The sequence below is a fragment of the Campylobacter sp. RM12642 genome, assembly GCF_020137635.1.
Classification (GTDB): domain Bacteria; phylum Campylobacterota; class Campylobacteria; order Campylobacterales; family Campylobacteraceae; genus Campylobacter_E.
Genome location: NZ_JACGAT010000002.1, coordinates 127354 through 152020, shown reverse-complemented (window position 1 = coordinate 152020; position 24667 = coordinate 127354). Strand labels below are relative to the sequence as shown.

The window sequence follows — 24667 nt, the reverse complement described above, 5'->3', positions numbered from 1 at the left end:
TTCGGGCTGTTTTTGCCCGAAGCTAATGGATTATTTTTAGCAAGTGCTTATTTTAGCAAGGGCTTAAGAATTTGTTTTGGAAATCTTTCTTATATTTTTTTATTAGCATTTGTAGGAAATTACTTATTTGTATATAAATCTTTTAAATATGCTTTAAAAATATTAGCCAATATAATTTGTAGTATTTTGATATTATCTTTACCTTTTTCTAGTGTTTTTGATTTTGGAATTATTAGCTTTTTAGGTTTTGTAAATATTGTATTTTTTATCTTGCTTGTATTTGTTTTAATTTATTTTAATCATTCTTATATTTATTCAAAATTACAAGATAAAGATAAGTTTAAAAATCTTTTTAAAAGTAAAGAAAAACCTATTAAAAAAGAAAAAATCATAAAAGAAATAAAAACTCCTAAAGAAGACAAATCAAAACCAAAAGAAGAAATTTTAAGCGATTTAGGCAATATTAGATTTGTAAAATCATATGAAGCAAAAACTCCTAAAGAAGATGAAAAGACTAAAATTAATTTTACAAATGAACAAGGCAAAATAATTAGTGAGCCAAAAATAGTTTTAGAGCCTTTAATGCAGAAAATAAACAAAGATAGCATTAATAAAGATGATTTTAAAATAGTTAAAAACGAAATAAAAGAAGAAAAATCAGTAGAGCAAAACGAAGAAATACAAAATGAAATTCCTGTTTTAAATTCTAATGATTTTCAAGATATTTTGATAGTAGATGAGCAAGATTCTCAAAGTTTTGTCCCTAAAAAAGGCAAAAAAGTAGAGATTTTAAATGAGCTTGAAGAAAATAAAGCAATTTTAAAAGATATTGAATTAGGAGCGATTGAAATACCAAGAGATTTTGAGTTACCTAGTGTGGAATTATTAGATAAAGCCGTAACTACAGAAATAATAATTAATGAAGATGAACTTGATGAGAAAATAAACGAGCTTTTAGCAAAATTAAAGCATTTTAAGATTGATGGAGATGTGGTTAAAACATATTGGGGTCCTGTGGTTACTACATTTGAGTTTAGACCTGCTGCTGATGTAAAGCTTAGCAAAATTTCAGGCTTAGCTGATGATTTAGCTATGGCACTTAAGGCTACAAGTATTAGAATTCAAGCACCAATTCCAGGAAAAGATGTGGTAGGGATTGAAATTCCAAATAAAACTTCTCAAACAATTAATATTAGAACTATTTTTGAAGATGAATTATTTTCAAAATCTAAAAGCAAATTAACAATAGCCTTAGGTAAGGATATAGTAGGAAATACTTTTGTAACCGATTTAAAACGCTTACCGCATTTATTAATAGCAGGAACTACAGGAAGTGGTAAGAGTGTGGGTATTAATGCTATGATTTTAAGTCTTTTATATAAAAATAGCCCAAGGACTTTAAGGTTATTGATGATTGACCCTAAAATGCTTGAGTTTTCAATGTATAATGATATTCCGCACTTATTAACTCCTGTAATTACAAGAGCAGAAAAAGCAACTTTAGCTTTAAAAAATATGGTTTTAGAGATGGAAAGACGATATGAATTAATGGCTAGCGTTTATACTAAAAATATTGAGAGTTTTAATGAAAAAGCACCTAAATTAGGACTTGAGCCTTTTGCTTATATTGTAATTATTATTGATGAGTTGGCTGATTTAATAATGACTAGCGGAAAAGAAGTAGAAACTTATATAGCAAGATTAGCTCAAATGGCAAGAGCAGCAGGAATTCATCTAATAGTAGCTACACAACGCCCAAGTGTAGATGTAATAACAGGTCTTATTAAGGCAAATTTACCTAGTAGATTAAGCTATAAAGTTGGAACTGGAGTTGATAGTAAGGTTATACTAGATTCTAAAGGAGCTGAGAGTTTGCTTGGTCGTGGAGATAGTTTATTTACTCCACCAGGAACAAGTCAGATAGTAAGATTGCACGCTCCATTTGCAAGTGAAGAAGAGATAATTAGAGTAGTAGAGCACCTAAAAAAACAAGAAAAAGCAAATTATGATGAGAGTATTTTACAAGATTCAAGCTTTACTCAAACCTATGTTAAAAATAATGATGATAGTGTAGATGAATTATTCAGTGAAGCTGTAAGAATTATGCAAGAGAGTGGAAAAACTAGTATTTCTTATATTCAACGCCAATTAAATATAGGTTACAATAGAGCTGCTAATATTGTAGAGCAGTGCGAAAAGCAAGGAATTTTGAGCGAACCTAATTCAAAAGGTGTGAGAAGTCTTTTATAAAAAAATCTAAGGAGAAATATGACAAAAATAGGAAAAAAAGAATTTTATGTAGTAGCATTAATGCTGTTTGCTATGTTTTTTGGTGCTGGGAATTTTATTTTGCCACCAAAACTAGGAATGGATGCGGGGAGTAATTTTTATTTAGCGATTTTGTTTTTTTGTGTAACAGGTGTTGCTTTACCTGTTTTAGGCGTTGCTGCAGTTGCTAAAGCAGGAACATTAAAAGAATTAGCAAGTAGAGTAAATGTAACATTTGCAGTAATTTTTGTAGCAGTTATTTATATTACCATAGGGCCTTTAGTAGCAATTCCAAGAGCTAGCACTATGCCTTATGAAATAATGATTTTACCTTTTGTTGATAATGAATATAATGTATATTATTTAGCTTTTTATAGTTTTATATATTTTGCACTTAATTATTATATATGCTTAAATCCTAGCACTATGTTAGATACATTAGGCAAGTATTTAACACCGATTTTACTTATTTTAATAGCAGTATTTTTTATATGCACTTTAATTTATTCAGAAGTAAATGTTAGCATTCCTAATCAAAATTACACTACCCACCCAGTAGCAACAGCATTTGTAGAAGGCTATCAGACTATGGATGCGCTTGCTGCTTTAGTATTTGGGATTAGTGTTGTTGGAGCTTTAAAATCATTAGGAGTTACTAATAAACATCAATTATCATTACTTACTATAAAAGCAGGATTATTTTCTGGAATTATTTTAATGATAGTTTATTTTGCTTTAGGGTATTTAGGCTATGTTTATGGTAATACCTTTAAAGACGCTAGTAATGGGGCTATTTTATTATCATTAATTAGTGATGATTTATTTGGTAGTTTTGGTAGATTTATTTTAGGTTTTACTGCCTTACTTGCTTGTCTTACTACTACGATTGGTTTGATTGGCTCAAGTGCTAGTTATTTTAGTAGTGTTACTAAGATTTCTTATAAAACTTGGGTTATTATTTGGGTAGTTGCTAGTTTTGTTTTATCAATTCAAGGTTTAACGCAGATTTTGAAAGTAAGCGTTCCTATATTAATAGCGATTTATCCAATAGCTATAGTTTTAATAATTTTATCTTTAATAAATAATTTAATAAATGAGAGCAAAATCATTTATAGATTTAGCGTTTATACTGCGGCTTTTATAGGAATTTTAAACGCAATTGATAGCTCAATTTTAAGCATAAATGATGAAAAAATATTATCTTATTTAGGTATAGCTAAATATTTAGAAATGTTGCCATTTTACTCATCTATGCTTGGCTGGGTTATACCTGTGATTGTTATGTTTATATTGGGATATATTATTAATGCCTTTAGTAAAAAAGATGATTTTTAATTAAATCATCTTGTTACAATTCTACACACTTATTTCTTATTAATTAACAATTAATATCAAAAATTAAAATTTTGTGTTAAGATTAAGCATTTTTTAAAAGGAGTGCTAATGAAAGCAAAAATTTTAAAAGAAGCACTTAATTCACAAGAAATTCTAGTAGCACCAGGAGCTTCTTGTGCTTTATATGCAAGACTTATTGAATTAGCAGGTTTTAAAGTTGTTTATGCTACAGGAGCAGGTATGGCAAATATGCAGTTTGGTTTTCCTGATATAGGACTTGTTAGTATGAATGAAATGTTAGAAAATACAAAGAGAATAAACGACGCTACAAATCTTCCCGTAATAGCAGATATAGATAATGGCTACGGCAATGCTTTAAATGTTTATAGAACAGCAAAAGAATTTAGTAAAAACAAAATAGCAGCAATTCAAATAGAAGACCAGCAACTACCAAAAAGGTGCGGGCATTTTGATGGGAAAAAATTAATATCTCAAGATGAAATGTGTGCGAAAATCAAAGCTTGTAAAGACGCTTTAGAATATGATACTTTAATAATTGCAAGAACAGACGCAATTGCTGTTAATGGTTTTGATGATGCTATTAATAGAGCTAATGCGTATTTAGAAAGCGGAGCTGATATATTATTTATAGAAGCTCCTACTAGCATAGAACAAATGGCAAGTCTTCCTAAATTAGTAAAAGCTTATCATATTGCAAATATGGTAGAAGGTGGCAAAACTCCGATATTAAGCAATGATGAATTACAAAAAATGGGCTTTAATATAGTCCTTTATGCAAATGCTACTTTAAAAGCTGCTATTAAAGGTATGAATGATTTATTAAATCATTTAAAAACTACAGGCAGAACAGATAATGCAGAACATTTAATGATTTCTATGAAAGAAAGAAATAGAATATGTGAATTTGATAAGTGGATGGATATAGAAAATAAATTTAAAGGATAATTATGAAAATTAAATGCAGTGTTTATAGGGGTGGCACGAGTAGGGGGCTAATATTTAACGCAAATGACTTGCCTAAAGATAAAAGCACTTGGGCTGATATATTTAAAAAATCCATTGATTGTCATAACCAAAACGCTATTGATGGGCTAGGTGGTTCTATATCATCAACCAATAAAATATGCGTTGTAAAAAGTGTAAATAATAAAAATTATGATATTGAGTGGGAATTCTTTCAAGCTGGGGTTATGAAAGATAGTATAGATAATAAGGGCACTTGCGGGAATTTAATAGCTGCTGTTGGAGCTTATGCCATTAATGAAAAGTTATTTAGTTTTGATAGGTTTGCAAGCAATGTATGTGTTAGAATTTACAATACAAATATTAAAAAAATTATTGAATTTAAAGCTAAGATTAAAGATGGAGAATTTGTAGAAAAAGGCTCTAGTATTATGCAAGGAGTTTTTGGTGGTTGTGAGCTGGCTGATGTTTTTATTAAAAATGCAGGGGCTGAGCAAACAGGACTTAAATATCCATTAGGAAAAATTAGCAATTTTAATGGTTATAGAGCTACTTTACTTGATTTAATAAATCCATTTTTATATGTTGATGCAAGGGAATTTGATTTAGATTTTAATTTAAATTATAATGATTTTAGTGCTTTAAAAGCTATTGAAGATTTAAACAAATTAAGAGATTTTTATGCTATTAAATTAGGTTTTGCTAAAGATGAAAATGATTTAGAAAACAATCAAGCTATACCAAAAATAGCAGCACTTTTTAAATCTGATGATAAAAGTGAATTTGATATAGGAATTAGGGTTTTAAGCCTTAGAAATCTTCACAAAAGCTCGCCTGCTAGTGGATTATATAATTTAGCCGTTGCAGCATTAGAAAATGGCACTTTAGCAAATGAGCTTAGTGGTTTAACTATGATACAAAATGGTATTCAAGATGTAAAAATTAAACATTTTTTAGGCGTAGTAGATGTTAGCGTAGAGATAGAAAGTGGTAAAATCATAGGTGTTGGACTTAAAAGAAGTGCAAGAAGAATAATGGACGGATTTATTTACATTAATTAAAAGGAGAAAATATGAAGAAATTTAAATGTAGTATTTATAGAGGTGGCACATCTAAAGCTGCTTGTTTTTATGAAAAGGATATGCCAGCAAGAGTTAAATGGGGCGAGTTTTTAGCTGATGTTATGGGAACTGCTACAAAGCAAATTGATGGAATTGGTGGTGCTGCGTCAGTAACTTCAAAGGTAGCTATAGTTGATATTAAAAATAATGAATTAACTTATACTTTCGCTCAAGTAAATATTGATAAAGAAATGGTTGATTTTAATAGTAATTGTGGAAATATTAGCTCATGCGTTGGTGCTTTTGCTTATGATTTGGGTTTGATTGATTTAAATGATTCTAAAATGTATGAAAAAATCATTATAAAAGATGAGTGTGATTTAGAAAATAAAATAATTTGCGTTAGGATTTTAAATACTAATACAAATAAATATTTAAAAGCTAGATTCAAATTAAGCGATGATTTAAAAAGTTTTGAACCAGCAGGAGATACTAAAATAGCAGGAGTGCCAAATACAGCTAGTGAAATTAAATTAGGTTTTATTAATCCTGAAGGCTCTATGAATAAAGGATTATTGCCTACAAATTCTGCAAAACAAGTTGTAAATACAAGTTTTGGCAATATTGAAATTAGTATAGTAGATGCTGGAGCAGCACTTGTGTTTATGAGAGCTAAAGATTTATTAAGTGGCAACATATATGATGAAATTTCTCAAAACGAGCTTGATAAAATTGAAGAAGTAAGAAGCATAGCAAGTGAGCTAATTGGCTTAGCAAAAAAAGAAGAAGCAACAGCAAAAAATCCATCAGTGCCTAAAGCTTGTTTGGTTGATTTCGTGCAAGATTACACTAGCACAAGTGGTGCTAAAATATCAAAAAATGATATAAATGTATGCGTTAGAATGATGAGTATGCAACGCCCACACCCATCAATTGCAGTTACAGGAACGGTATGTATTTCAATGGCAGCAAAGACACAAGGTACATTAATTAATGAGCATTTAAGTAGCTTTTCTAATGAATTAGTAATAGCTCATCCAAGTGGGACAATTACGGGATTTATTGATAATGATAGCGTGAGTGTGATTAGGACTGCAAGATGCTTAATGCAAGGCTATGTATTTACTAGAAAAGATTATTAAGTTAAATTTCTAATTTAAATTCCTTTTTTGGAATTTAAATTAGGATTAAGTATTTTATAAATTAATAATGGCTTATAAAATACTTTAAAAATTATTTGATTTGATATTGTTTTTTTCGTGTTTATTTAAAAACTCTTTCATATTAGACACTTCACAAGTAAATCTTCCTAGACTTTCATCAGAGCGAATTACTCTATGGCAAGGTAGTATTATTAAATAAGGGTTTTTTGATAATGCAGTTCCTACTGCACGATAGGCTTTAGAATTTATTCTATATGCTAATTCTTTATAAGTTATAGTGTTTGCGTAAGGTATATTTTTAAGTTCATTTAAAACTTCTTTTGTAAAAGCAGAAAATTTATCAAGATTAAGTTTTATATTTGTAAAATCAAAATCTTCTCCCTTAAAATACTTTAAAAGTTCAGATTTTACTAATGAAGTTATTTGATTTGGTTTTTCTTTTAAAGTAGCAAGATTTGTAATATCAACTGAAATCAAATACTCATCATTAGCTTTTATTAAAACTATAAAGTTTTTAAATTTTATAATTTCAATATACATTAAGAGCCAAAACTACCAGAACTACTAGCACCACTTGTGCTTTGGCTTTTAAAAAATCCACTACTTTTTGAAGCTCCTGCACTAGGTGTGCTTTTAAAGCTATTTACACTTCTTTGATATGTGCTTGGGTTTTGATAATGTGTAGCTTTGTTTGCATTAAAATGTGAATTATTAAATAACTTATTGCCTATCCAAGAGCCAATTATTGCACCTGCTACAGAGCTTAGCAAAACTTCGCCTAATGAATGATTTGAACCAATACTTTCATTTGTTAATGAGCTTTGATTTGCTTCTATTTTTGCATTTTCAGCTTTTATTAGCTCATCCATCTCAGCCTTGCTTAATACTCTTTCATTTCCATTTAATTCTTTTAGAACTACTCTTGTTTCATCGCTTGGAAATTCATCTTTAATTCTGTATTGTTTAGGAGCATATTCTTCTATTATTAAAAATGAGCCTTTAGCTTGTTGTTGCTCTTCACCACCACAAGCACTTAATAATGAACCAGCTACAATTGCAGTTAAAGACGCTTTATAAGTTAAGTTATTTAAATTCTTAAACATTTTTCCTCCTAAATCTTTGATAATTTTTTGTTTCTTATAAATACTTGATTGTTTTCTAGTTTTATTTTTTTACTTTTAAAAAGCCTTGATATTAGATATTTTTTTATTTTTTCACGCTTTTTTTTCTTAAATCTTAATAAATATTCATCTATTAAAATCCATTTTGCTTTTATAATTACTGGTAGATTTATTTTATTTTTTAATTCTTCGTTTTCTTTTTTTAATTCTTCGTTGCTTAGTTTTAAGATTTTTATTTGTTCTAATAGCTCATCTTTAATAGCTAAACTATTTTGTTCTGGTTCTATTAAAACATAGGTTTTATTATCTTCTTTTATTGATTTTAAAGTGCCTCTTCTAATTCTATTATAAATAGCTTCTTTGCTGATATTTAAGTATTTTGCGGCGTCTTTTACTAAGAGTTTCATTTCTAACCTTTAAAAAGGGGATAACCCCTTTTTATTAAAGCTTTGCTTCGTAATGTCTTAACATATATAGGCGTTTTAGCATTTTTTTTCTAGCTGAAATTTTTTGTTTTTTGCGAATTTCAGTCATAGGTTCAAAAAAGCGTCTTGCTCTAACTTCTGTTACGATTAGGTTACGATCAGTTTGCTTTTTGAATTTGCGATAAGCCTCGTCAAAAGATTCGTTATTATGAACTTTAATCCCTGGCACGGCAATCACTTCCTTTCGTTGTAAAATTAAAAGTGCTAATTTATAAAAAAATTGTTAATAAACAAAATATTTTTTAATTTACTATTCTTAATTTTTAAAGACTAAAATTATCTTAAAATTACAAATTAAGTTAAAATTAAGGAGAGCGTAATGGGAAATATTACAAATTATTTTAAAAAGCGGACTACATTTTATGTTTTACTTACCTGTATTATCTTTATTATTCCATTTATTAGAATAAATGGTAATCACTTATTTTTGCTTAGTTTTGATAAACAAAAATTAGATTTATTTTTCATATCTTTTAATACAAATGAGTTGTATTTAATGCCATTTTTATTAATTATGATGTTTGTATTTATTTTTTTTATTACAAATTTACTTGGTAGAGTTTGGTGTGCTTGGGGCTGTCCTCAAACTATATTTAGAATAATTTTTAGAGATTTAATACAAACTAAATTATTTAGAATTTATAGTGGCAGAAAAAATAAACAAAATAAACCAAGAAATAAAATATTTGCAAGAATTGCAAGTGTTATTGTGTTTTACCCAATTAGCTTAATTGCTGCAAGTAATTTTTTATGGTATTTTGTTCCACCTGAAGATTTCTTTACTTATCTTGACCATTTTAATGAACACTTACTTTTATTTGGAATTGTTTTATGCTTATCTTTATTTATAACATTCGATATTACTTTTATTAAAGAGAATTTTTGTGCTTATATTTGTCCTTATGCAAGAATTCAAAGCGTTATGTTTGATAACGACACAAAAAGTGTTATATATGATGAAAGTCGTGGCGGAATTATTTATAAAGATGGAGAAAAAATTATAAAAAAACCAATAGGTGGAGAATGTATAGCTTGTGAAGCCTGTGTAAAAATATGTCCAACTCATATAGATATTAGAAAAGGAATGCAACTTGATTGTATAAATTGTCTTGAATGTGCTGATGCTTGTTCAAATGTTCAAGCAAGATTTAATAGACCATCATTAATATCTTGGTCTAGCACAAAAGAAATAAAAACTAAAGAAAAACTTAAATTCTTTAGATTTAGAACTATTGTTTATATAGTTGTATTGTGTGCTATGTTTATTGGGTTAGTTTTAACGGCTGGTAGCAAAGAAACTATGCTTATGAATATAAATAGAACTACTGAATTATATACAATAAATAAAGATGAAAACTATGTTGATAATGCCTATGTTATATTATTTCACAATACTAGCAAGCAAGACCATAGATTTTATTTAGAAATATTAGATGATGATATTAGTATTTTAAAACCTAAAAAAGATTTTAGAGTTAAAGCTGGTGAGAAATTAAAACAAATTGTTATTTTAAGAAGCGAGCTTAAGAAAGTTAAAAAACATCATAAGCATATTAATATAAGAGCTTATGCCTTAGATGATGATAAAATATTTACCATAAAGGATACAATATTTATATATCCTAAGGAGAAAAAATGGAAGGAAAAGAAGAAATAATTTTAAAAGTAGCCCTTGAACTATTTTTAGAAAAGGGCTATGAAAATACAAGTTTAAATGATATTGTTAAAGTAACTGGCGGTTCTCTTGCGACGATATATAAAAAATTTGAAAATAAAAATAATTTATTTTTAAAGGCTTTAAAATTTAGGGCAGAAACTAGGTTAGAGAATTTAAAAATTATGATTTCTTCAAAAGCCAACTTGGATTTACCAGATTTTTTAAATGTATTTGGTAATGAATATTGTAATTTTTTTATAGGCGAAGATAATGCAAAATTTTTAAGATTAGTTCTTGAAAGAACTTATCAAGATATTAATTTTAAACAAGAATGTGCAAAAGCAGATAAAGATGTAATAATTAGATTTTTATGTGAAGTATTTGAGAAAAAAATTAAAAAAGAAATTCTAAATGAAATAAGTGCTTATAATTTAGCTAATTTATACTGCTCTATGATTAGAAGTAATAAGATTTTTGATTTGATTTTTAACTCTAAAGAAATCTTTACACAAGATGAATTAAGTGAGCATGTAAAAAATGTCAATATCTTATTTTTAAGGGCTTTGCGTTAATTTCATTAACTTAAATGTAATTATAATTACATCTTTAAAATTTAAAATTACAACAAGGAAAATTTATGAAAAGACTTATTAAATTAAGTTTCGTTGCTAGCTTGTTATTATTTACAGCTTGCAATGACAAGGTAGAGCAAAAGCAGCAAGAAATGCCACCTTCTATTGTAGATATTAAAAAAGTAAGTTTAGAAAATGCTGAAATTTATTATCAATATGCAGCGAAATTAGAAGCTAACAAAGATGTAGTAGTTTTGCCAAAAGTATCGGGCGAGATTAAAAAAATATTATTTAAAGATGGCGATTTTGTAAAACAAGGAACAATTTTATATAAGATTGATGATGAGCAATATAAAGCTAGTTTGGATTTAGCGTTAGCTGATGTTGGTGTTGCTAAAGCAAACTACGAAAACGCTAATACTGATTATAATAGAACTAAAGACTTATATGCTAAAAAAGCAGTTAGTCAAAAAGAATTTGATACAAAAGAAGCAGCCTTTAAAAGTGCAAAAGCTAGTTTAGATAAAGCCAATGCAGCTTATAAGATAGCTAAATTAAACTATGATTATACTAATGTAAAAGCTCCATTTGATGGATATGTGCAAGCTTCGTTAGTTGATGCTGGAAGCTATGCTAATGCAAATAATACTCAATTAGTAAAAATTGTAGATCAAAATACTTTAAAAGCTACATTTTTTATATCAGATACAAATATGGAACAAATTAAAAGAAATAATAATGATTTAAAAAGTGCAAAAGCTAATTTTACTTTAAATGGTAAGACTTATGAAGGTAAAGTTGAGTTTATATCAAATTATAATGAATTAGCAAGCACTAAAGCTTATGCGGTTTTTGAAAATACTAATCAAGAATTAAGTGCAGGAACCTTTGTTAGTCTTAAACTAAGCAATATTATGCAAAATGATTCTTTTGTAATTAGTAGAGAAAATTTATTACAAGATATTGATGGATATTATGTATTTGTTAAAGACAAAAATATAACAAAACAAATTCATGTTAAAACAATTTTTGATGATGAGAAAATTGCCGTAATTGACGCAAAAACAAGTGATTTAAAAGTTGATGATGAATTGATTTTAAATAATTATAAAAAGATTTATCCTGGCGCAAAAATAGCAACTAAGGCAGAATTTGGTGCGATGATGCAAAAGCAAGCTCCTAAAGAGCAGACTAAGGAACAATAATGTTTTCTAAGTTTTTTATATATAGACCAGTATTTGCGATAGTTGTTTCAATCATAATTACTATTGCTGGTATTTTAGGAATGAAGGGTTTGCCTATTGAAGAATATCCAAATGTTACATCTCCAACGGTTAGGGTAACTGCTAATTATTCTGGCGTTGATGCAGCTACGCTTTCTCAAAATGTAGCAAGTATTCTTGAAGACGCAATTAATGGTGTTGAAGATATGATTTATATAACTTCAAGCTCAAGTTCAAGTGGTTTAATGTTTTTAAATGTTTATTTTAAGGTTGGAAAAGACCCATCAAAAGCATTAATTGATGTTAATAATAAAGTTCAAAGCGTTCAAGCAAAAATGCCTGAAGAAGTTAAAAAATTAGGTGTTAGTGTTGATGAGACTAGCTCAAATATTTTAGCTGTTGTTTCGTTTTATTCTCCTGATGATAGCCGTGATGAAACTTATCTAAGTAACTATGCTACATTAAATGTGGCTGAAGAGTTAAAGAGGTTAGAAGGTATTGGTAGTGCTGAAGTAGTTGGAGCTAAAGATTATTCTATGAGAATTTGGCTTGATTCAGAAAAGCTTAATAAATATGATTTAAATCCAGCTGTTGTAAGTGCAGCTATAAGAGAACAAAACTCACAATATCCAACAGGAACGATAGGCGATTTACCTATGAAAGAAATTAGTCCATTTGTTTATACAATGAGTGCTAAAGGTAAGCTTAGTAAGGTAAGTGATTTTGAAAATATCATAATAAAAGCACTTCCAAATGGAAATATTTTATATTTAAAAGATATAGCAAGAGTAGAGATAGGAACTAAAAACTATGGTTTTGCTGGACTTAATAATGGCAAAAAAATGGTTCCTATGATGATTAATTTAAAATCAGGTGCAAATGCTATAGCAGTAGCTCAAGCTGTGAAAGAAAAATTAGAAGAGCTAAGTAAATTCTTCCCAAGTGGTGTTGCTTATAGTATGCCTTATGATACTACTGATTTCGTAAAAGATAGTATAAGCGAAGTTGTTCAAACATTTGTTGAAGCTATTTTACTTGTTTTAATAGTTATGTATATGTTCTTAAAAAACCTTCGTGCAACTATTATTCCATTAATTGCTGTGCCGGTTTCTTTACTTGGAACTTTTGCTTTCCTTTATGTTTTTGGTTTTACAATCAATCTTATTACATTATTTGCTTTAGTTTTAGCAATCGGCATTGTTGTTGATGATGCTATTGTCGTTGTAGAAAATGTTGAGCGTGTGTTTAGAAGTGGTATTACAAAAGATGTAAAAGCAGCTACTAAAATGGCAATGGATGAAGTAACCGGACCTGTAATTTCTATCGTTTTAGTATTAAGTGCGGTATTTATTCCTGTATCATTTTTAGATGGATTTGTAGGGCAAATTCAAAGACAATTTGCAATTACTCTTGTAATTTCTGTTTGTATTTCAGGTTTTGTTGCATTAACGCTAACTCCTGCATTATGCGGTATATTATTAAAAGACCATGAAGATAAGCCTTTTTATTTAGTTAAAAAATTTAATGACTTTTTTGATTGGAGTATTAATATTTTTGGTAGTGCAGTTGCAAAAGTTTTAAGACATGTAATTCCAAGTTTAATAGTGGTTGCTATATTCTTTTATGGAATTTTTGCCTTACTAAAAATTATTCCTAGCTCTCTTGTTCCTAGCGAAGATAAGGGTGCTGTATTGGTTTTATCACAATTAAAATCTTCTAGCAACCTAGATAAAACTTTAGCCTTTAATAATAAAATCTATGATATGGTTAAGAATAATCCTGCAGTTGAAAGTATGATTTCTTTAAATGGATTTGATGTAGAGAGTTCAGCTCTTTCTCCAAGTGCTGGAATTTCATTTATTACATTAAAAGATTATAAAGATAGAAAAGATTTAGGTATTAATGGAGATAGTGAAAATTTAGCTAATACTTGGATGAAAAATATGTGGCTTGACCCTGATGGTTTTGCATTTTTCTTAAATCCACCACCGATTATGGGGCTTTCTTTAACAGGCGGATTTGAAATGTATGTGCAAAATAAATCAGGTAAAAGTTATGAAGAAATTAAAAAAGATATAGATACTTTACTTGCAGCAGCATCAAAAAGACCTGAATTAACTCAAGCAAGAACGACTTTAAATACTGATTATCCTGAGTTAAAAGTAAGTGTTGATGAGAAAAAAGCTAAAATTTTAGGGCTTAGTTTAAGTGATATATATTCAAATTTAAATTTAATTTTTGGTTCTGTTTATGTGAATGATTTTACTGCTTTAGGTAAAAATTTCCAAGTAAATGTAAGAGGCGATGAAGAATTTAGAAATAAAAGAACAAGTCTTGAAAACATTTATGTTAAAAATAGTGAAGGCAAAAGCATATCTTTAGCTAGTGTTGTTGATATTAAGCCAAGTGTAGCAGCGTTTTCAGTAACTAGATTTAACCTTTTCCCAGCTGCAAAAGTTACAGCTTCGCCAGCTCCAGGATATACTAGTGGAGATGCTATTAATGCTATAGTTGAAGTATTTAATGAAACTATGAATAAAGATGAATATTCTTATGCTTGGGCAGGAAGTTCTTATGAAGAAGTAAATGCTAGTGGTAGTGGTTCTACTGCATTTGCATTAGGTATGGTATTTGTATTTTTAATACTTGCAGCTCAATATGAAAGATGGTTAATGCCACTTGCAGTAATTACAGCAGTTCCTTTTGCAGTATTTGGAAGTTTAGCAGCAACTTATTTAAGGGGTATGCAAAATGACATATATTTTCAAATAGGTTTATTATTGTTAATTGGTCTTAGTGCAAAAAATGCTATATTAATTGTTGAATTTGCTATGGAAGAAAAATATAAACACGGCTTAAATACTTATGATGCGGCTATAAAGGCGGCAAAACTTAGATTTAGACCTATTATTATGACTTCTTTAGCGTTTGGTTTTGGTATTTTACCTTTAGTATTTAGCGAAGGTTCAGGTAGTGCTGCTAGACACTCACTTAGCACAGGGCTAGTTGGTGGTATTATTATAGCTTCTAGTATATCTATTTTATTTGTGCCTTTATTTTTCTATTTACTAGAGAGTTTAAATGATAAGGTTTTTAAAAAGAAAGGAAAGCAAATTAATGAATAAGCTTTTAATATCAGCAATCGCAGCTTTATTTTTAGCTGCTTGCTCTAGTGTTAATAATTATGAGCTTAAAACTCCAAATAATTTAGATAATAATACTAAATTTGAAATTAAAGATTGGAGAAGTTTAGGTAATGATGCAAATCTTAATCGCTTGATTGAGATTGCTATGGAAAACAATGAAGATGTTAAAATGGCTATTAATAATCTTTTAATAGCTGAATCAAATTTAGTAAGTGTTGGCATTAAAAGAGAGCCTAGTATTAATCTTGGCATTAATGCAAATGAGAGATTAATTAAACACCAAAAGCCAACTTACGGACATTCTTTAGGTCTTAATTTATCTTATGAAATAGATTTATTAAATAAATTTGGTAAGGCTAAAGATAACGCTATTTATAGTGCTAATATTAGCGAATTTGATGTAGAAAATACTTATCAAACTATTGGATTTAGTATCGCAAAACTTTATTATCAAGTTGTAGCAACTAATAAAAAAATAGAAATTTTAGAAGACTTTATAAATAGCTATGAAAAAACTTTAAAATTAAAAGAAGAGCAATATAAATTAGGCTTTATTACAAAATCAGTTCTTTTACAAACTAAAGAACAATTTACTCTAAATCAAACTAAATTAAGAAGTTTAAAATTAGAAAGAGATTTGTATATTAATTCTTTAGATATTTTAGTTTATGGATTAAATCAAGAAAAAGAACCAATTAAATTTGCTAATAACTTAATAGAAGATTTTGTTATGCCAGCTACTATACCAAGCTCTGTTATGACAAATCGTCCTGATATAGCAAAAGCAATTTTAGATGTAAAAATAGCTCATAATAATGCAAAAATTGCTTGGGATAGCTTTTTTCCAACCTTTACAATAGGTGCTGGTGTTAGTTGGAGTGGAGATACACATAATGTATTTTCTGACCCTGTTGGCTCAATTACTGCTAGTTTGTTACAACCTTTATTTAATTTAGGTGATGTTGATGAGCAAGTAATTAGAGCAAATTTAGCTCAAGATAATGCAGTATTAAGCTATGAAAAAGTAGTAAAAACTGCGTTAAAAGAAATAGAAGATGCTATTTTAAAATATAATAATGCCGAAGTTAAATTAAGAGATTATGATGAAATAGTAAAACTAGAAGAAGAAATTTATGAGTTTAATAAGCTTAAATTTAATGAAGGAGAAATCAGCTTTTTAGAATTCTTAGATAGCGAAAGAGCTTTACAAAATAGCTTAATAGAGCAAATTGATTTAAAATTAGGCAAGATAACTGCAGGAATTGATGCTTATAAAGCTATTGGAGTTAAAAAACTTGAATTTAGGAAGTGATTTTTATATGAACCTAGCCTTAAAAGAGGCTTGGAAATATCAATTCTTAACTTATCCAAATCCTGCCGTAGGTTGTCTAGTATTAGATAAATACGGCAAGATTTTAAGTATTAAAGCACACCAAAAAGCAGGAACATTTCACGCAGAAAGATTATGTGTGAATGAAATCTTAGAAAAATATGGAAAAGATGCTTTAAAAGATAGTGTTTTTTATGTAACTTTAGAGCCTTGCAGTAAGCAAGGTCGCACTCCACCTTGTCATGAATTATTAATAAAATATAAAGTTAAAGAAGTAAATATAGGCTCAAGTGATAGTTCTCAAAATGGTATAAATGAATTAAGACAAGCTGGAATTAAAGTAAATCTTGGAATTTTACAAGATGAATGCGATAAATTAATTGCTCCATTTAAATTCTGGCTAGATAATAAGCCTTTTGTTTTATTTAAATTAGCAATTAATCTAAATTATAACAATGAAGGTAGTATTAGTAATGAGTATTTAAGGACATATTTTCACGAAATTAGAACCAATATAGATTATTTAATAATTTGTGGTAATACTTTAAGACTTGATAATCCTATGCTTGATGCTAGATATTCTACCAGCAAAAAAGCACCTAATTTATTAGTATTTTCAAAATATTTTCAAGATTTAAATTCTAATTTTAAATCTCTAAATATTTTTAAAACTAATAGAGAAATTATTTTTGGTAAAAATCCTTTAAAATTAAAAGATGAATTGCAAGAGCAAAATATTAAATTTGTAATGATTGAAGGCGGGTTTAATGCCTTAGAACTTTTCAAAAATCAAATAGATTGGTTGTTTTTACAACAAAGTAATTCTACTTATAAAAATTCAAATAACTTTAAGTTAAGTTTAAGTCCTATTTATCAAAGCACTACAAAAGATTTTTATAATAAACCACACGAATACCAACAATTCGGATTTTATGAAATAAGGGAATAAATGTTAGAAAAATATTTTGAAAAATTCCTAGTAAATTCTAGGTTTATTACAATCTTACCTGTTATTTTTGGTCTTTTAGGTGCTTTTATGTTATTTTTTATTGCTAGTTTTGATGTGTATAAGGTCATAAAAGTTACATATACTTATTATTTTTTAGGTGCTGATATTGATATTCACGAAGAAGCTGTAAGCACTATAGTTGGAGCTGTTGATTTATATTTAATGGCTTTAGTTTTTTATATATTTTCTTTTGGAATATATGAATTATTTATAAGCGATGTTGAAGAATTTAAACAATACAAACAAAGCAAGGTTTTAGAAGTTCATAGTTTAGATGAGTTAAAAGACAAGCTTGGTAAAGTTATTATTATGGTTTTAGTTGTTAATTTTTTCCAACACGCACTTAATTTAAAATTTAGCTCAAGTATGGATATGCTTTATTTAGCAATCGGTATTATGTGTATTTGCCTTGGATTATGGGCTTTACATAAAAGTGATAATAAATCTAAAGAACACTAAGGAGCAAAGATGATATTTATAGATACTTGTTTTGGAAAAAAAAGTGATGTTATGCCTATTTGGATGATGCGTCAAGCAGGTAGATACCTAGCTGAATACAAGGCTACTCGTGCTAGAGCAGGAGATTTTTTAAGTCTTTGTAAGGATTATAAATTAGCTAGTGAAGTTACGCTTCAGCCAGTGGATATACTAGATTTTGATGCGGCTATTATATTTTCAGATATTTTAGTAGTGCCACTTGAGATGGGCCTACCACTTAGATTTGAAGCAGGTGAAGGTCCTGTTTTTGATGAGATAATATCTAGTGAAATTGATGTAGAAAAATTAAATATAAATGCAGCTAGTAAATTAACTTATGTTTATGACGCTGTAAAATTAACTCGTGAAAAATTAGCTTCAAATAAAGCTTTAATAGGATTTTGTGGTGCTCCTTGGACTTTAGCAACATATATGATAGAAGGAAAAGGCTCTAAAACTTATGCAAAAAGCAAAAGAATGATTTATGAAAATCCAGCCTTAGCACATAAATTATTAGCAAAAATTACTGAAGTTTTAAAAGAATACTGCGAAAATCAAATAAAAGCAGGTGCTAATGCTATTCAGATTTTTGATAGCTGGGCTAATGCACTTGAGCCTAGTGCTTATTTGGAATTTGCTTGGAAATATATTCAAGATTTAGCAAGTTATTTAAAGACAAAATACCCACATATTGCAATAATTGCTTTTCCTAAAGGAGTAGGTGGTTTTATTGAATGTTTAGATGCAAAAATTGATGTTTTAGGTGTTGATTGGAGCACTCCACTTCAAGTAGCAGCAAAAACTCCTTATGTATTGCAAGGAAATCTTGAGCCTTGCAGACTTTATAGTAAAAAAGCTATAAAAGAAGGCGTTGAAATCATAAAAGAACTTACAAAAGATAAGGCTCATATATTTAATTTAGGGCATGGAATTTTACCTGATATTCCAGTAGAAAATGTAAGATATTTAATAGATTGTGTAAGAAATGCTTAGTTTAATATCTCTTGGCGGGACAATTTCTATGCGTAATTTAGGCGAAGGAGCAATTCCTAGCCTAAATGCTGATGATTTAACAAGTTCATTTAAAGACATTAATGCAATAACTTTTAGCAATATCTCAAGCCCAAATATAACTTTTTCAATGTTAATTGAAGTTTTAAATCTTGCAAAAGAAGAGATTAAAAAAGGCTCTCGTGCTGTAATTATTACTCAAGGAACTGATACTTTAGAAGAAAGTTCATTTTTTTGTAATTTATTTTGGGATTTAGATGAGCCACTAATTTTTACAGGTGCTATGAAAAATCCTAGCGAGTTAGGAAGTGATTATCTAGCTAATATTAGCAATGCAATTACTTTAGCAAATAGTGAGTTAGCAAGGGGTTTAGGTGTGCTTTGTGTATTAAATGATAGCGTTCATTCAGCACAATTTATCCATAAAAGCAATTCATTTAGTCTTGAAACTTTTACAAGTTTTAATCGTGGTTTGGTTGGAGAGATTAAAGAAGGTAGGTTTTATTTATTTAACAATAATTATAAAAGGCTAAAACTAAAGCCTTTAAAAGAAATTACTAAAAAAGTAGCCTTACTAAAAATGTGCCTTGATTTTGACAATGATATGCTTGAATATGCTTTAAATAATTATGATGGTTTGGTAATTAGTGGCTATGGAGCAGGGCATGTAATGGCTAGAGCTATGCCAATTATTCAAAAAGCAAATATTCCAATAATTATGACAAGTAGATGTGAAAGTGGTAAAGCAGGTCTTAGAACCTATGCTTATGCTGGAGCTGAAGTTGATTTGATTAAAAATGGTGTAATTATGAGTGAATATTTAAGTGATGTTAAGGCTAGAGCTTTATTAATTAGTGCTTTATCTTTAGGAATTACAAATATAAAAGGTATGATTGAAGAATTAATTTAAAGGCAAATAAATTGCCTTTAGTTCTGTAGTGCTAAAATTAGATTTTTATTAATTAGTGCTACAAATAAAAGAATTGATTTAAAGGCAAATAAATTGCCTTTAAACTTATAGGTTTTCTTTTATTTTTTCTGCATCAAATCCAAAATATTTAAATACATCTTTTTCTTTACCACTAGCGCCAAAACTATCCATTATGAAAAGCTCATCGCAGTATTTATATAATTCATAAGACCTTGCAGCTTCTATTCCGATAATCTTGCCTTTTAATAAAGATTTATCAAATTCTTTATCAAATAATTCAAAGCAAGGCATACTTAATACATTTATATTTTTATCTTTTGCAATTTCAAGTGCAAGTGCAACTTCGCTACCACTTGCAATTATTGTAGCGTCTGCATTATCGCTATATTTTATAAAATAAGCTCCCTTGCTAATATCAGGAATGCTTGTATTTAAGCTTGGAAGTGCTGAGCGACTAAGTGTGAATGCACTTGGATTATTTAGCTTTAAAGCTACTTGCCAACAAGCTATATTTTCAGCCATATCAGCAGGACGGAAAGTGTATAGATTAGGAATATTTCTAAGAGTGCTGATTTGCTCAATTGGTTGATGAGTTGGACCATCTTCTCCTACTCCTATGCTATCGTGTGAAAATACAAAAAATGCTTTTAAATTCATTAAAGCCGCTAATCTTATTGAAGGCTTTAAATAATCACTAAATACTAAAAATGTAGCACAAAACGGATGTAAACCATATCTTGCCATTGCATTTATAATTGCACCCATTGCATGCTCACGAATACCAAAAGCTATATTTTTACCACCATTTCTAATATCTGCATAATCTTTTAGATAAGTTTTATTTGATGGTGCTAAGTCTGCTGAACCACCTAAAAATGTAGGAATTTGTTTTGCTATTTCGTTTAGACAAGCGTGGTTGCTATCTCTTGTAGCGTAATTTTTACTTAAATCAAGTTTAGAAAAATCCACATTTAAATCTTTTTTACCTTCTAAATAAGCTATAAATTCTAATTGTTCATCATTAAATTTATTTGCTTTATCCCAACTTGCAAAATACTCATCACTTCTTCTACACATTTTCTCAAAGCCATTTTTAGCTTCGCTATCTATATAAAACTCTTCTTCATTCCAATTAGCAGCTTTTTTAGCTTTTAAAGCTAGTTCAGCACCTAGTGGTGAGCCGTGAGTTTTCTCGCTTCCTTCTAATTCACAAGCACCTTTTCCAATCTTGGTTTTAGCTATGATAATACTTGGACGCTCAGCATTTTTAGTCATTTCTAAAGCCTTGCTAATTTCATCAAAATTATGCCCATCAATAGTATAAACATCAAAGCCAACGCTATTAAATCTAGCCTTTATATCATCACGAAATGCTTGTTTTACATCGCCTTCAATACTAATTTCGTTACTATCATAAATTAATACTAAGTTATTTAAATTATGAACATTTGCTAAAGAACAAGCCTCATAGCTAATTCCTTCTTGCAAATCCCCATCTCCACAAAGGCAGTATATTTTATGATTTAACGAATTATTTAGTTTGCTACTAGCAAATTTTGCTGCCATTGCAAAACCAACAGCATTTGCAATACCTTGACCAAGTGGGCCTGTATCTATTTCTACTCCGTGAGTTTTAATCTCAGGATGCCCTGCTGCAAGTGAGCCTAATTGGCGAAAATTTTTAAGCTCATCAAGACTTAAATTAAATCCACTTAAATGTAAAAACGAATATATTAAAGAACTTGCGTGTCCGCCTGAAAATACTAATCTATCACGATTTATATGATTTTTTGTATTTAAATTAATTTTTGTGCTAAGCACTGCTAAAATATCACTAAGTCCCATTGCTACGCCTGGATGACCACTATTTGCACGATTAATCATATCTACACTTAAAAATCTTAAATTATTTGACATTTTTTCTAACATTTATTTTCCTTTGTTAATTGTTATAAAGAATTGAAAATCCCCGTTTTTATTCTCGTCTTTAATATATCTTTGGATTAATATATTTAAAACACCGCTTTGTTGAATTTGTTTATTAAAATCTGCTTTAGTATTTACTATTACATTATTTACTCTTAGGATTTTATCTTTTAGCTTAAAGCCTAAATTTTTATTTAAAATTCCTATTACATTTAGATTATTATCTAAAGTTATTCCTAAAGAATTTGAAATCTGTTTTTTAACAATTGCTTTTTTTGTTGTAAATACTGGTTGTTCATATATTTTAGGACTTACAACAGAGCTTATATTAATTTCTTCATTATCTCTTAAAACTTTTAAATAAATAGTGCTTTGATTTTCTGCAAAAAGTATTCTTTCATTTAATGCCCTAAGTGATTCTATAGGCTTATCATCTATGCTTAAGATTTCATCATTTAATCTTAAGTTGCTATTAAAAGTAATACCACTCACAAAATATCTATCCCCTCTTTGAGTAAATGTAGCACCAATATCGCCCCAATAAACATCATTATATTTTTTAAAATGATTTAAATAACGATTGCCTATGAATTCCCCATTTAATAAACTAATACCCAAAACTTTGCAACAAGGAGAATTTAATAAACCAATTTTTGTATTAAAATCAAGCTTATCTCTTTCAAATAAACCTTGAGCTAGATATTTTAAATGTCCTATATATTCTTTTTTAGCATCAATAATTCCTAGCCAATCATTTCTAGTTCTTGTTGTTTCATCATCTGTGATTGGCTTTATTAAAGAAAAATCAGTCCTTACTAAATAAAGATTTAAAAATGGGTCGTATTTAATGTATGAATTTAATTTTGTATCAGGTAATTTTACTACAGCTAAAAGATTTTCATCTAACACAAAAGCAGGTAAGCCTTCGTAATTTAACATACTTGCTTTATTTTTTTCATAACATGCTAAATAATCATCAAATGTAGGTCGCTCTACGCCAAATAAGGTCGCTACTAACATTAAAGATAATGCAAGTTTTCTCATTTTCCTGCCTTAAAAAACATATCAGCCGCAGCATTTTTTGTACTTGAACTTGCACTTTCTAAAGCTTCATTTAGTGCAGAAATTAATAATATTTGCATAGATGATTTGTCTTTTAATAATTCATCATCTATTTTTATATCAATTACTTGAAATTTGCCATTTACTTTAACTTCTACCATTCCAGCACCACTTTTTGCTACAAATTCTTTATTTGCTAATTCGTTTTCAAATTCTTTAGCTTTATTTTGGACATCTTGTAACATTTCTTGCATTTTAGAAAAATCAAAATCTTTAAACATATTCACCTTTCAATCTAATTTTTTCTTCATAATTGTGTATTTCATCTAAGCATTCAAGTGCTACTTTTTCATCTAAAAATGGATATTTTACACCTTTTATTTCTTGGTAATCTTCATCACCTTTACCTAAAATCATAACACATTCATTTTTATTTTGAGCTAAAAGTGCTTTATAAATTGCTAATCTTCTATCAATTACAATATTTATATTTTTTAATTCGTTTTCGCTTAAGCCATCTATCATATCTTTAAGAATAGCAATAGGTTCTTCATCTCTTGGATTATCACTTGTTAAAAATAAAGTTTTTGCATAATGACTAGCTATTTTTGCCATAGGAGTTCTTTTGCTTTTATCGCGATTACCACCTGCGCCTAATACTACTATTAATTCTTTATGTTTCATTGCTTCTAGCACATTAGCAATTCCATCTGGAGTATGGGCAAAATCTACTATTATTTCTTTATTATATTTATTAGGAATGCTTTGCATTCTTCCCATTACCCCTGCATAATTAGCAATAGCATTAGTTAAATCATCTTTATTAGGTTTTACTAATTCATTAACACAAGCAAAAGCTGCAAGAAGATTATAGATATTAAATAAGCCTTTTAAAGAAGAGCTAATCTCATAAAGCTCATTTTTAACAGCAAAAACTGCTTCAATACCATCAATTAATGTATAAGCTTTTACACTATATAAAGCAGGATTTTCTATACCATAAGTAATAGCACCTTTTACATTATAAGAAAATTTATAAGCATCTTGATTTATTATTTTTAAGCATTCATCTTGAAAAAAACTTGCTTTACAATTTGCATAATTTTCAAAAGTTTCGTGAAAGTCTAAATGGTCTTGAGTTAAATTAGTATAGATTTTAGCAGCGAATTTCATATCTCCACAGCGATTTTGTGCAATTGCGTGAGAGCTTACTTCCATTACAAAATATTCGCAATTATTTAAAGTTGCAATTTGTAAATACGATAATAATTCTAATAAAAATCCTGTTGTTAAAGATTTTGCCGCAACTTTTTTATCATTACAAAATGCCCCACGAGTTCCACATAAAAATACTTTTTTACCTAAATCAAGCAATATAGAATAAATTGCAGCAGCGGTAGTGGTTTTACCATTTGTGCCTGTTATACCTATAATTTTTATATTTTCATTGATTTTTAAAAGTTCTCTTGCTTTTGCTTCGTTAATTACTAAAGCACCTTTAGATTTTGCATCGTTTTCGTATTTGGAATTTGAATTAGTTAGTAAAAAATAACAACCTTTTTCACATTCATTTGAATTATCTGTTATGTAAGAATTATCTAAATTAACTTTCATAGTTTTTCAAAAGCTTCCTTTCCACCTTCAAGATTTATTAGCGAAATATTGCTATCAATTTGTTCTTTTAAAGCCCTTTCAAGCCCTAATTTTAAAGTGGTATTTGCAGCAGCACAACCATGACAAGCACCAAGTAATTTTATATAAACAACCCCGTTTTTAACACCCAAAAACTCCAAATCGCCACCATCATTATGAAGTATGTGAAGCTTTGATTTTAGGACATTTAAACAAGGTTCAATTAATTCTTCATCACTAAATATCATAATTTTTCCTTATTGTAATTTGTGTT

The 24667-nt window shown here is 28.6% G+C and carries 23 protein-coding genes; 14 read left to right on the top strand and 9 right to left on the bottom strand.

Features of this window, described 5'->3' with window-relative positions; all coding sequences use genetic code 11:
• Nucleotides 1–12 precede the first annotated feature (12 nt).
• From AVBRAN12642_RS01650 to AVBRAN12642_RS01630, 5 genes are all read left to right on the top strand, one after another.
• Nucleotides 13–2250, top strand: a complete 2238-nt coding sequence (locus AVBRAN12642_RS01650; protein WP_336607861.1) for a DNA translocase FtsK — start codon at nt 13–15, stop codon at nt 2248–2250.
• Between the two features lie 18 nt (nt 2251–2268).
• A complete protein-coding gene (brnQ, locus tag AVBRAN12642_RS01645) occupies nt 2269–3603 on the top strand; it encodes a branched-chain amino acid transport system II carrier protein (protein ID WP_336607860.1) in 1335 nt (444 codons plus the stop codon).
• Nucleotides 3604–3711: 108 nt separating this feature from the next.
• The gene (locus tag AVBRAN12642_RS01640) at nt 3712–4569 is read left to right on the top strand and encodes an isocitrate lyase/PEP mutase family protein (protein WP_214119946.1); all 858 of its coding nucleotides are present in this window, start codon (nt 3712–3714) and stop codon (nt 4567–4569) included.
• 2 nt (nt 4570–4571) lie between these two features.
• A complete protein-coding gene (locus AVBRAN12642_RS01635) occupies nt 4572–5648 on the top strand; it encodes a PrpF domain-containing protein (protein WP_336607334.1) in 1077 nt (358 codons plus the stop codon).
• A gap of 11 nt (nt 5649–5659) precedes the next feature.
• Nucleotides 5660–6790, top strand: coding sequence for a PrpF domain-containing protein (locus AVBRAN12642_RS01630; RefSeq protein WP_214117255.1), 1131 nt, complete (start codon nt 5660–5662; stop codon nt 6788–6790).
• Between the two features lie 84 nt (nt 6791–6874).
• Here AVBRAN12642_RS01630 and AVBRAN12642_RS01625 read toward each other — a convergent pair whose 3' ends face one another.
• From AVBRAN12642_RS01625 to rpsU, 4 genes are read right to left on the bottom strand one after another with little or no spacing between them, the layout of a single operon-like run.
• Nucleotides 6875–7351, bottom strand: coding sequence for a methylated-DNA--[protein]-cysteine S-methyltransferase (locus tag AVBRAN12642_RS01625; protein WP_214142576.1), 477 nt, complete (start codon nt 7349–7351; stop codon nt 6875–6877).
• Nucleotides 7351–7914, bottom strand: a complete 564-nt coding sequence (locus tag AVBRAN12642_RS01620; RefSeq protein ID WP_214117251.1) for a UPF0323 family lipoprotein — start codon at nt 7912–7914, stop codon at nt 7351–7353. The genes AVBRAN12642_RS01625 and AVBRAN12642_RS01620 overlap by 1 nt, the downstream gene beginning before the upstream one ends.
• An 8-nt stretch (nt 7915–7922) precedes the next feature.
• Entirely contained in the window at nt 7923–8339 is a 417-nt protein-coding gene (locus tag AVBRAN12642_RS01615; RefSeq protein WP_214117248.1) for a helix-turn-helix domain-containing protein, read from the bottom strand.
• A gap of 34 nt (nt 8340–8373) precedes the next feature.
• Complete coding sequence (gene rpsU / locus AVBRAN12642_RS01610; RefSeq protein WP_214117291.1) at nt 8374–8586, bottom strand: 30S ribosomal protein S21; 213 nt, start codon at nt 8584–8586, stop codon at nt 8374–8376.
• Between the two features lie 150 nt (nt 8587–8736).
• Here rpsU and ccoG point away from each other — a divergent pair, with 150 nt between their 5' ends.
• The 9 genes from ccoG (at nt 8737) to AVBRAN12642_RS01565 (ending at nt 19752) form a co-directional block, all read left to right on the top strand.
• Nucleotides 8737–10074 carry a cytochrome c oxidase accessory protein CcoG gene (gene ccoG, locus AVBRAN12642_RS01605; protein WP_214117245.1) on the top strand — a complete coding sequence of 446 codons (1338 nt, stop codon included), beginning with the start codon at nt 8737–8739 and terminating at the stop codon, nt 10072–10074.
• Nucleotides 10053–10646, top strand: coding sequence for a TetR/AcrR family transcriptional regulator (locus AVBRAN12642_RS01600; protein ID WP_214149795.1), 594 nt, complete (start codon nt 10053–10055; stop codon nt 10644–10646). Before ccoG ends, AVBRAN12642_RS01600 begins: the two co-directional genes overlap by 22 nt.
• Nucleotides 10647–10711: 65 nt before the next feature.
• Complete coding sequence (locus AVBRAN12642_RS01595; protein WP_239803546.1) at nt 10712–11851, top strand: efflux RND transporter periplasmic adaptor subunit; 1140 nt, start codon at nt 10712–10714, stop codon at nt 11849–11851.
• The gene (locus AVBRAN12642_RS01590) at nt 11851–14994 is read left to right on the top strand and encodes an efflux RND transporter permease subunit (protein ID WP_336607331.1); all 3144 of its coding nucleotides are present in this window, start codon (nt 11851–11853) and stop codon (nt 14992–14994) included. Before AVBRAN12642_RS01595 ends, AVBRAN12642_RS01590 begins: the two co-directional genes overlap by 1 nt.
• Entirely contained in the window at nt 14987–16327 is a 1341-nt protein-coding gene (locus AVBRAN12642_RS01585; RefSeq protein ID WP_336607330.1) for a TolC family protein, read from the top strand. Before AVBRAN12642_RS01590 ends, AVBRAN12642_RS01585 begins: the two co-directional genes overlap by 8 nt.
• Complete coding sequence (gene ribD / locus AVBRAN12642_RS01580; protein WP_250325123.1) at nt 16281–17294, top strand: bifunctional diaminohydroxyphosphoribosylaminopyrimidine deaminase/5-amino-6-(5-phosphoribosylamino)uracil reductase RibD; 1014 nt, start codon at nt 16281–16283, stop codon at nt 17292–17294. The genes AVBRAN12642_RS01585 and ribD overlap by 47 nt, the downstream gene beginning before the upstream one ends.
• Entirely contained in the window at nt 17295–17813 is a 519-nt protein-coding gene (locus AVBRAN12642_RS01575) for a YqhA family protein (protein WP_214117232.1), read from the top strand. It abuts the gene before it with no gap.
• A gap of 9 nt (nt 17814–17822) precedes the next feature.
• Complete coding sequence (gene hemE / locus AVBRAN12642_RS01570; RefSeq protein ID WP_336607859.1) at nt 17823–18824, top strand: uroporphyrinogen decarboxylase; 1002 nt, start codon at nt 17823–17825, stop codon at nt 18822–18824.
• On the top strand, nt 18817–19752 hold the full coding sequence (locus AVBRAN12642_RS01565; RefSeq protein WP_214117228.1) for an asparaginase: 936 nt from the start codon (nt 18817–18819) through the stop codon (nt 19750–19752). The genes hemE and AVBRAN12642_RS01565 overlap by 8 nt, the downstream gene beginning before the upstream one ends.
• Nucleotides 19753–19857: 105 nt before the next feature.
• Here AVBRAN12642_RS01565 and AVBRAN12642_RS01560 read toward each other — a convergent pair whose 3' ends face one another.
• The 5 genes from AVBRAN12642_RS01560 to AVBRAN12642_RS01540 are packed head-to-tail and all read right to left on the bottom strand — an operon-like array spanning nt 19858 to nt 24644.
• A complete protein-coding gene (locus AVBRAN12642_RS01560; RefSeq protein ID WP_336607858.1) occupies nt 19858–21702 on the bottom strand; it encodes a transketolase family protein in 1845 nt (614 codons plus the stop codon).
• Complete coding sequence (locus AVBRAN12642_RS01555) at nt 21703–22743, bottom strand: DUF7488 domain-containing protein (protein WP_336607857.1); 1041 nt, start codon at nt 22741–22743, stop codon at nt 21703–21705. It abuts the gene before it with no gap.
• Nucleotides 22740–23042, bottom strand: a complete 303-nt coding sequence (locus tag AVBRAN12642_RS01550) for a YbaB/EbfC family nucleoid-associated protein (RefSeq protein WP_214117222.1) — start codon at nt 23040–23042, stop codon at nt 22740–22742. The genes AVBRAN12642_RS01555 and AVBRAN12642_RS01550 overlap by 4 nt, the downstream gene beginning before the upstream one ends.
• Nucleotides 23035–24375, bottom strand: a complete 1341-nt coding sequence (locus AVBRAN12642_RS01545) for a UDP-N-acetylmuramoyl-L-alanyl-D-glutamate--2,6-diaminopimelate ligase (protein WP_214119955.1) — start codon at nt 24373–24375, stop codon at nt 23035–23037. Before AVBRAN12642_RS01545 ends, AVBRAN12642_RS01550 begins: the two co-directional genes overlap by 8 nt.
• Nucleotides 24372–24644, bottom strand: a complete 273-nt coding sequence (locus AVBRAN12642_RS01540; protein ID WP_214117289.1) for a NifU family protein — start codon at nt 24642–24644, stop codon at nt 24372–24374. The genes AVBRAN12642_RS01545 and AVBRAN12642_RS01540 overlap by 4 nt, the downstream gene beginning before the upstream one ends.
• Nucleotides 24645–24667: the final 23 nt, after the last annotated feature.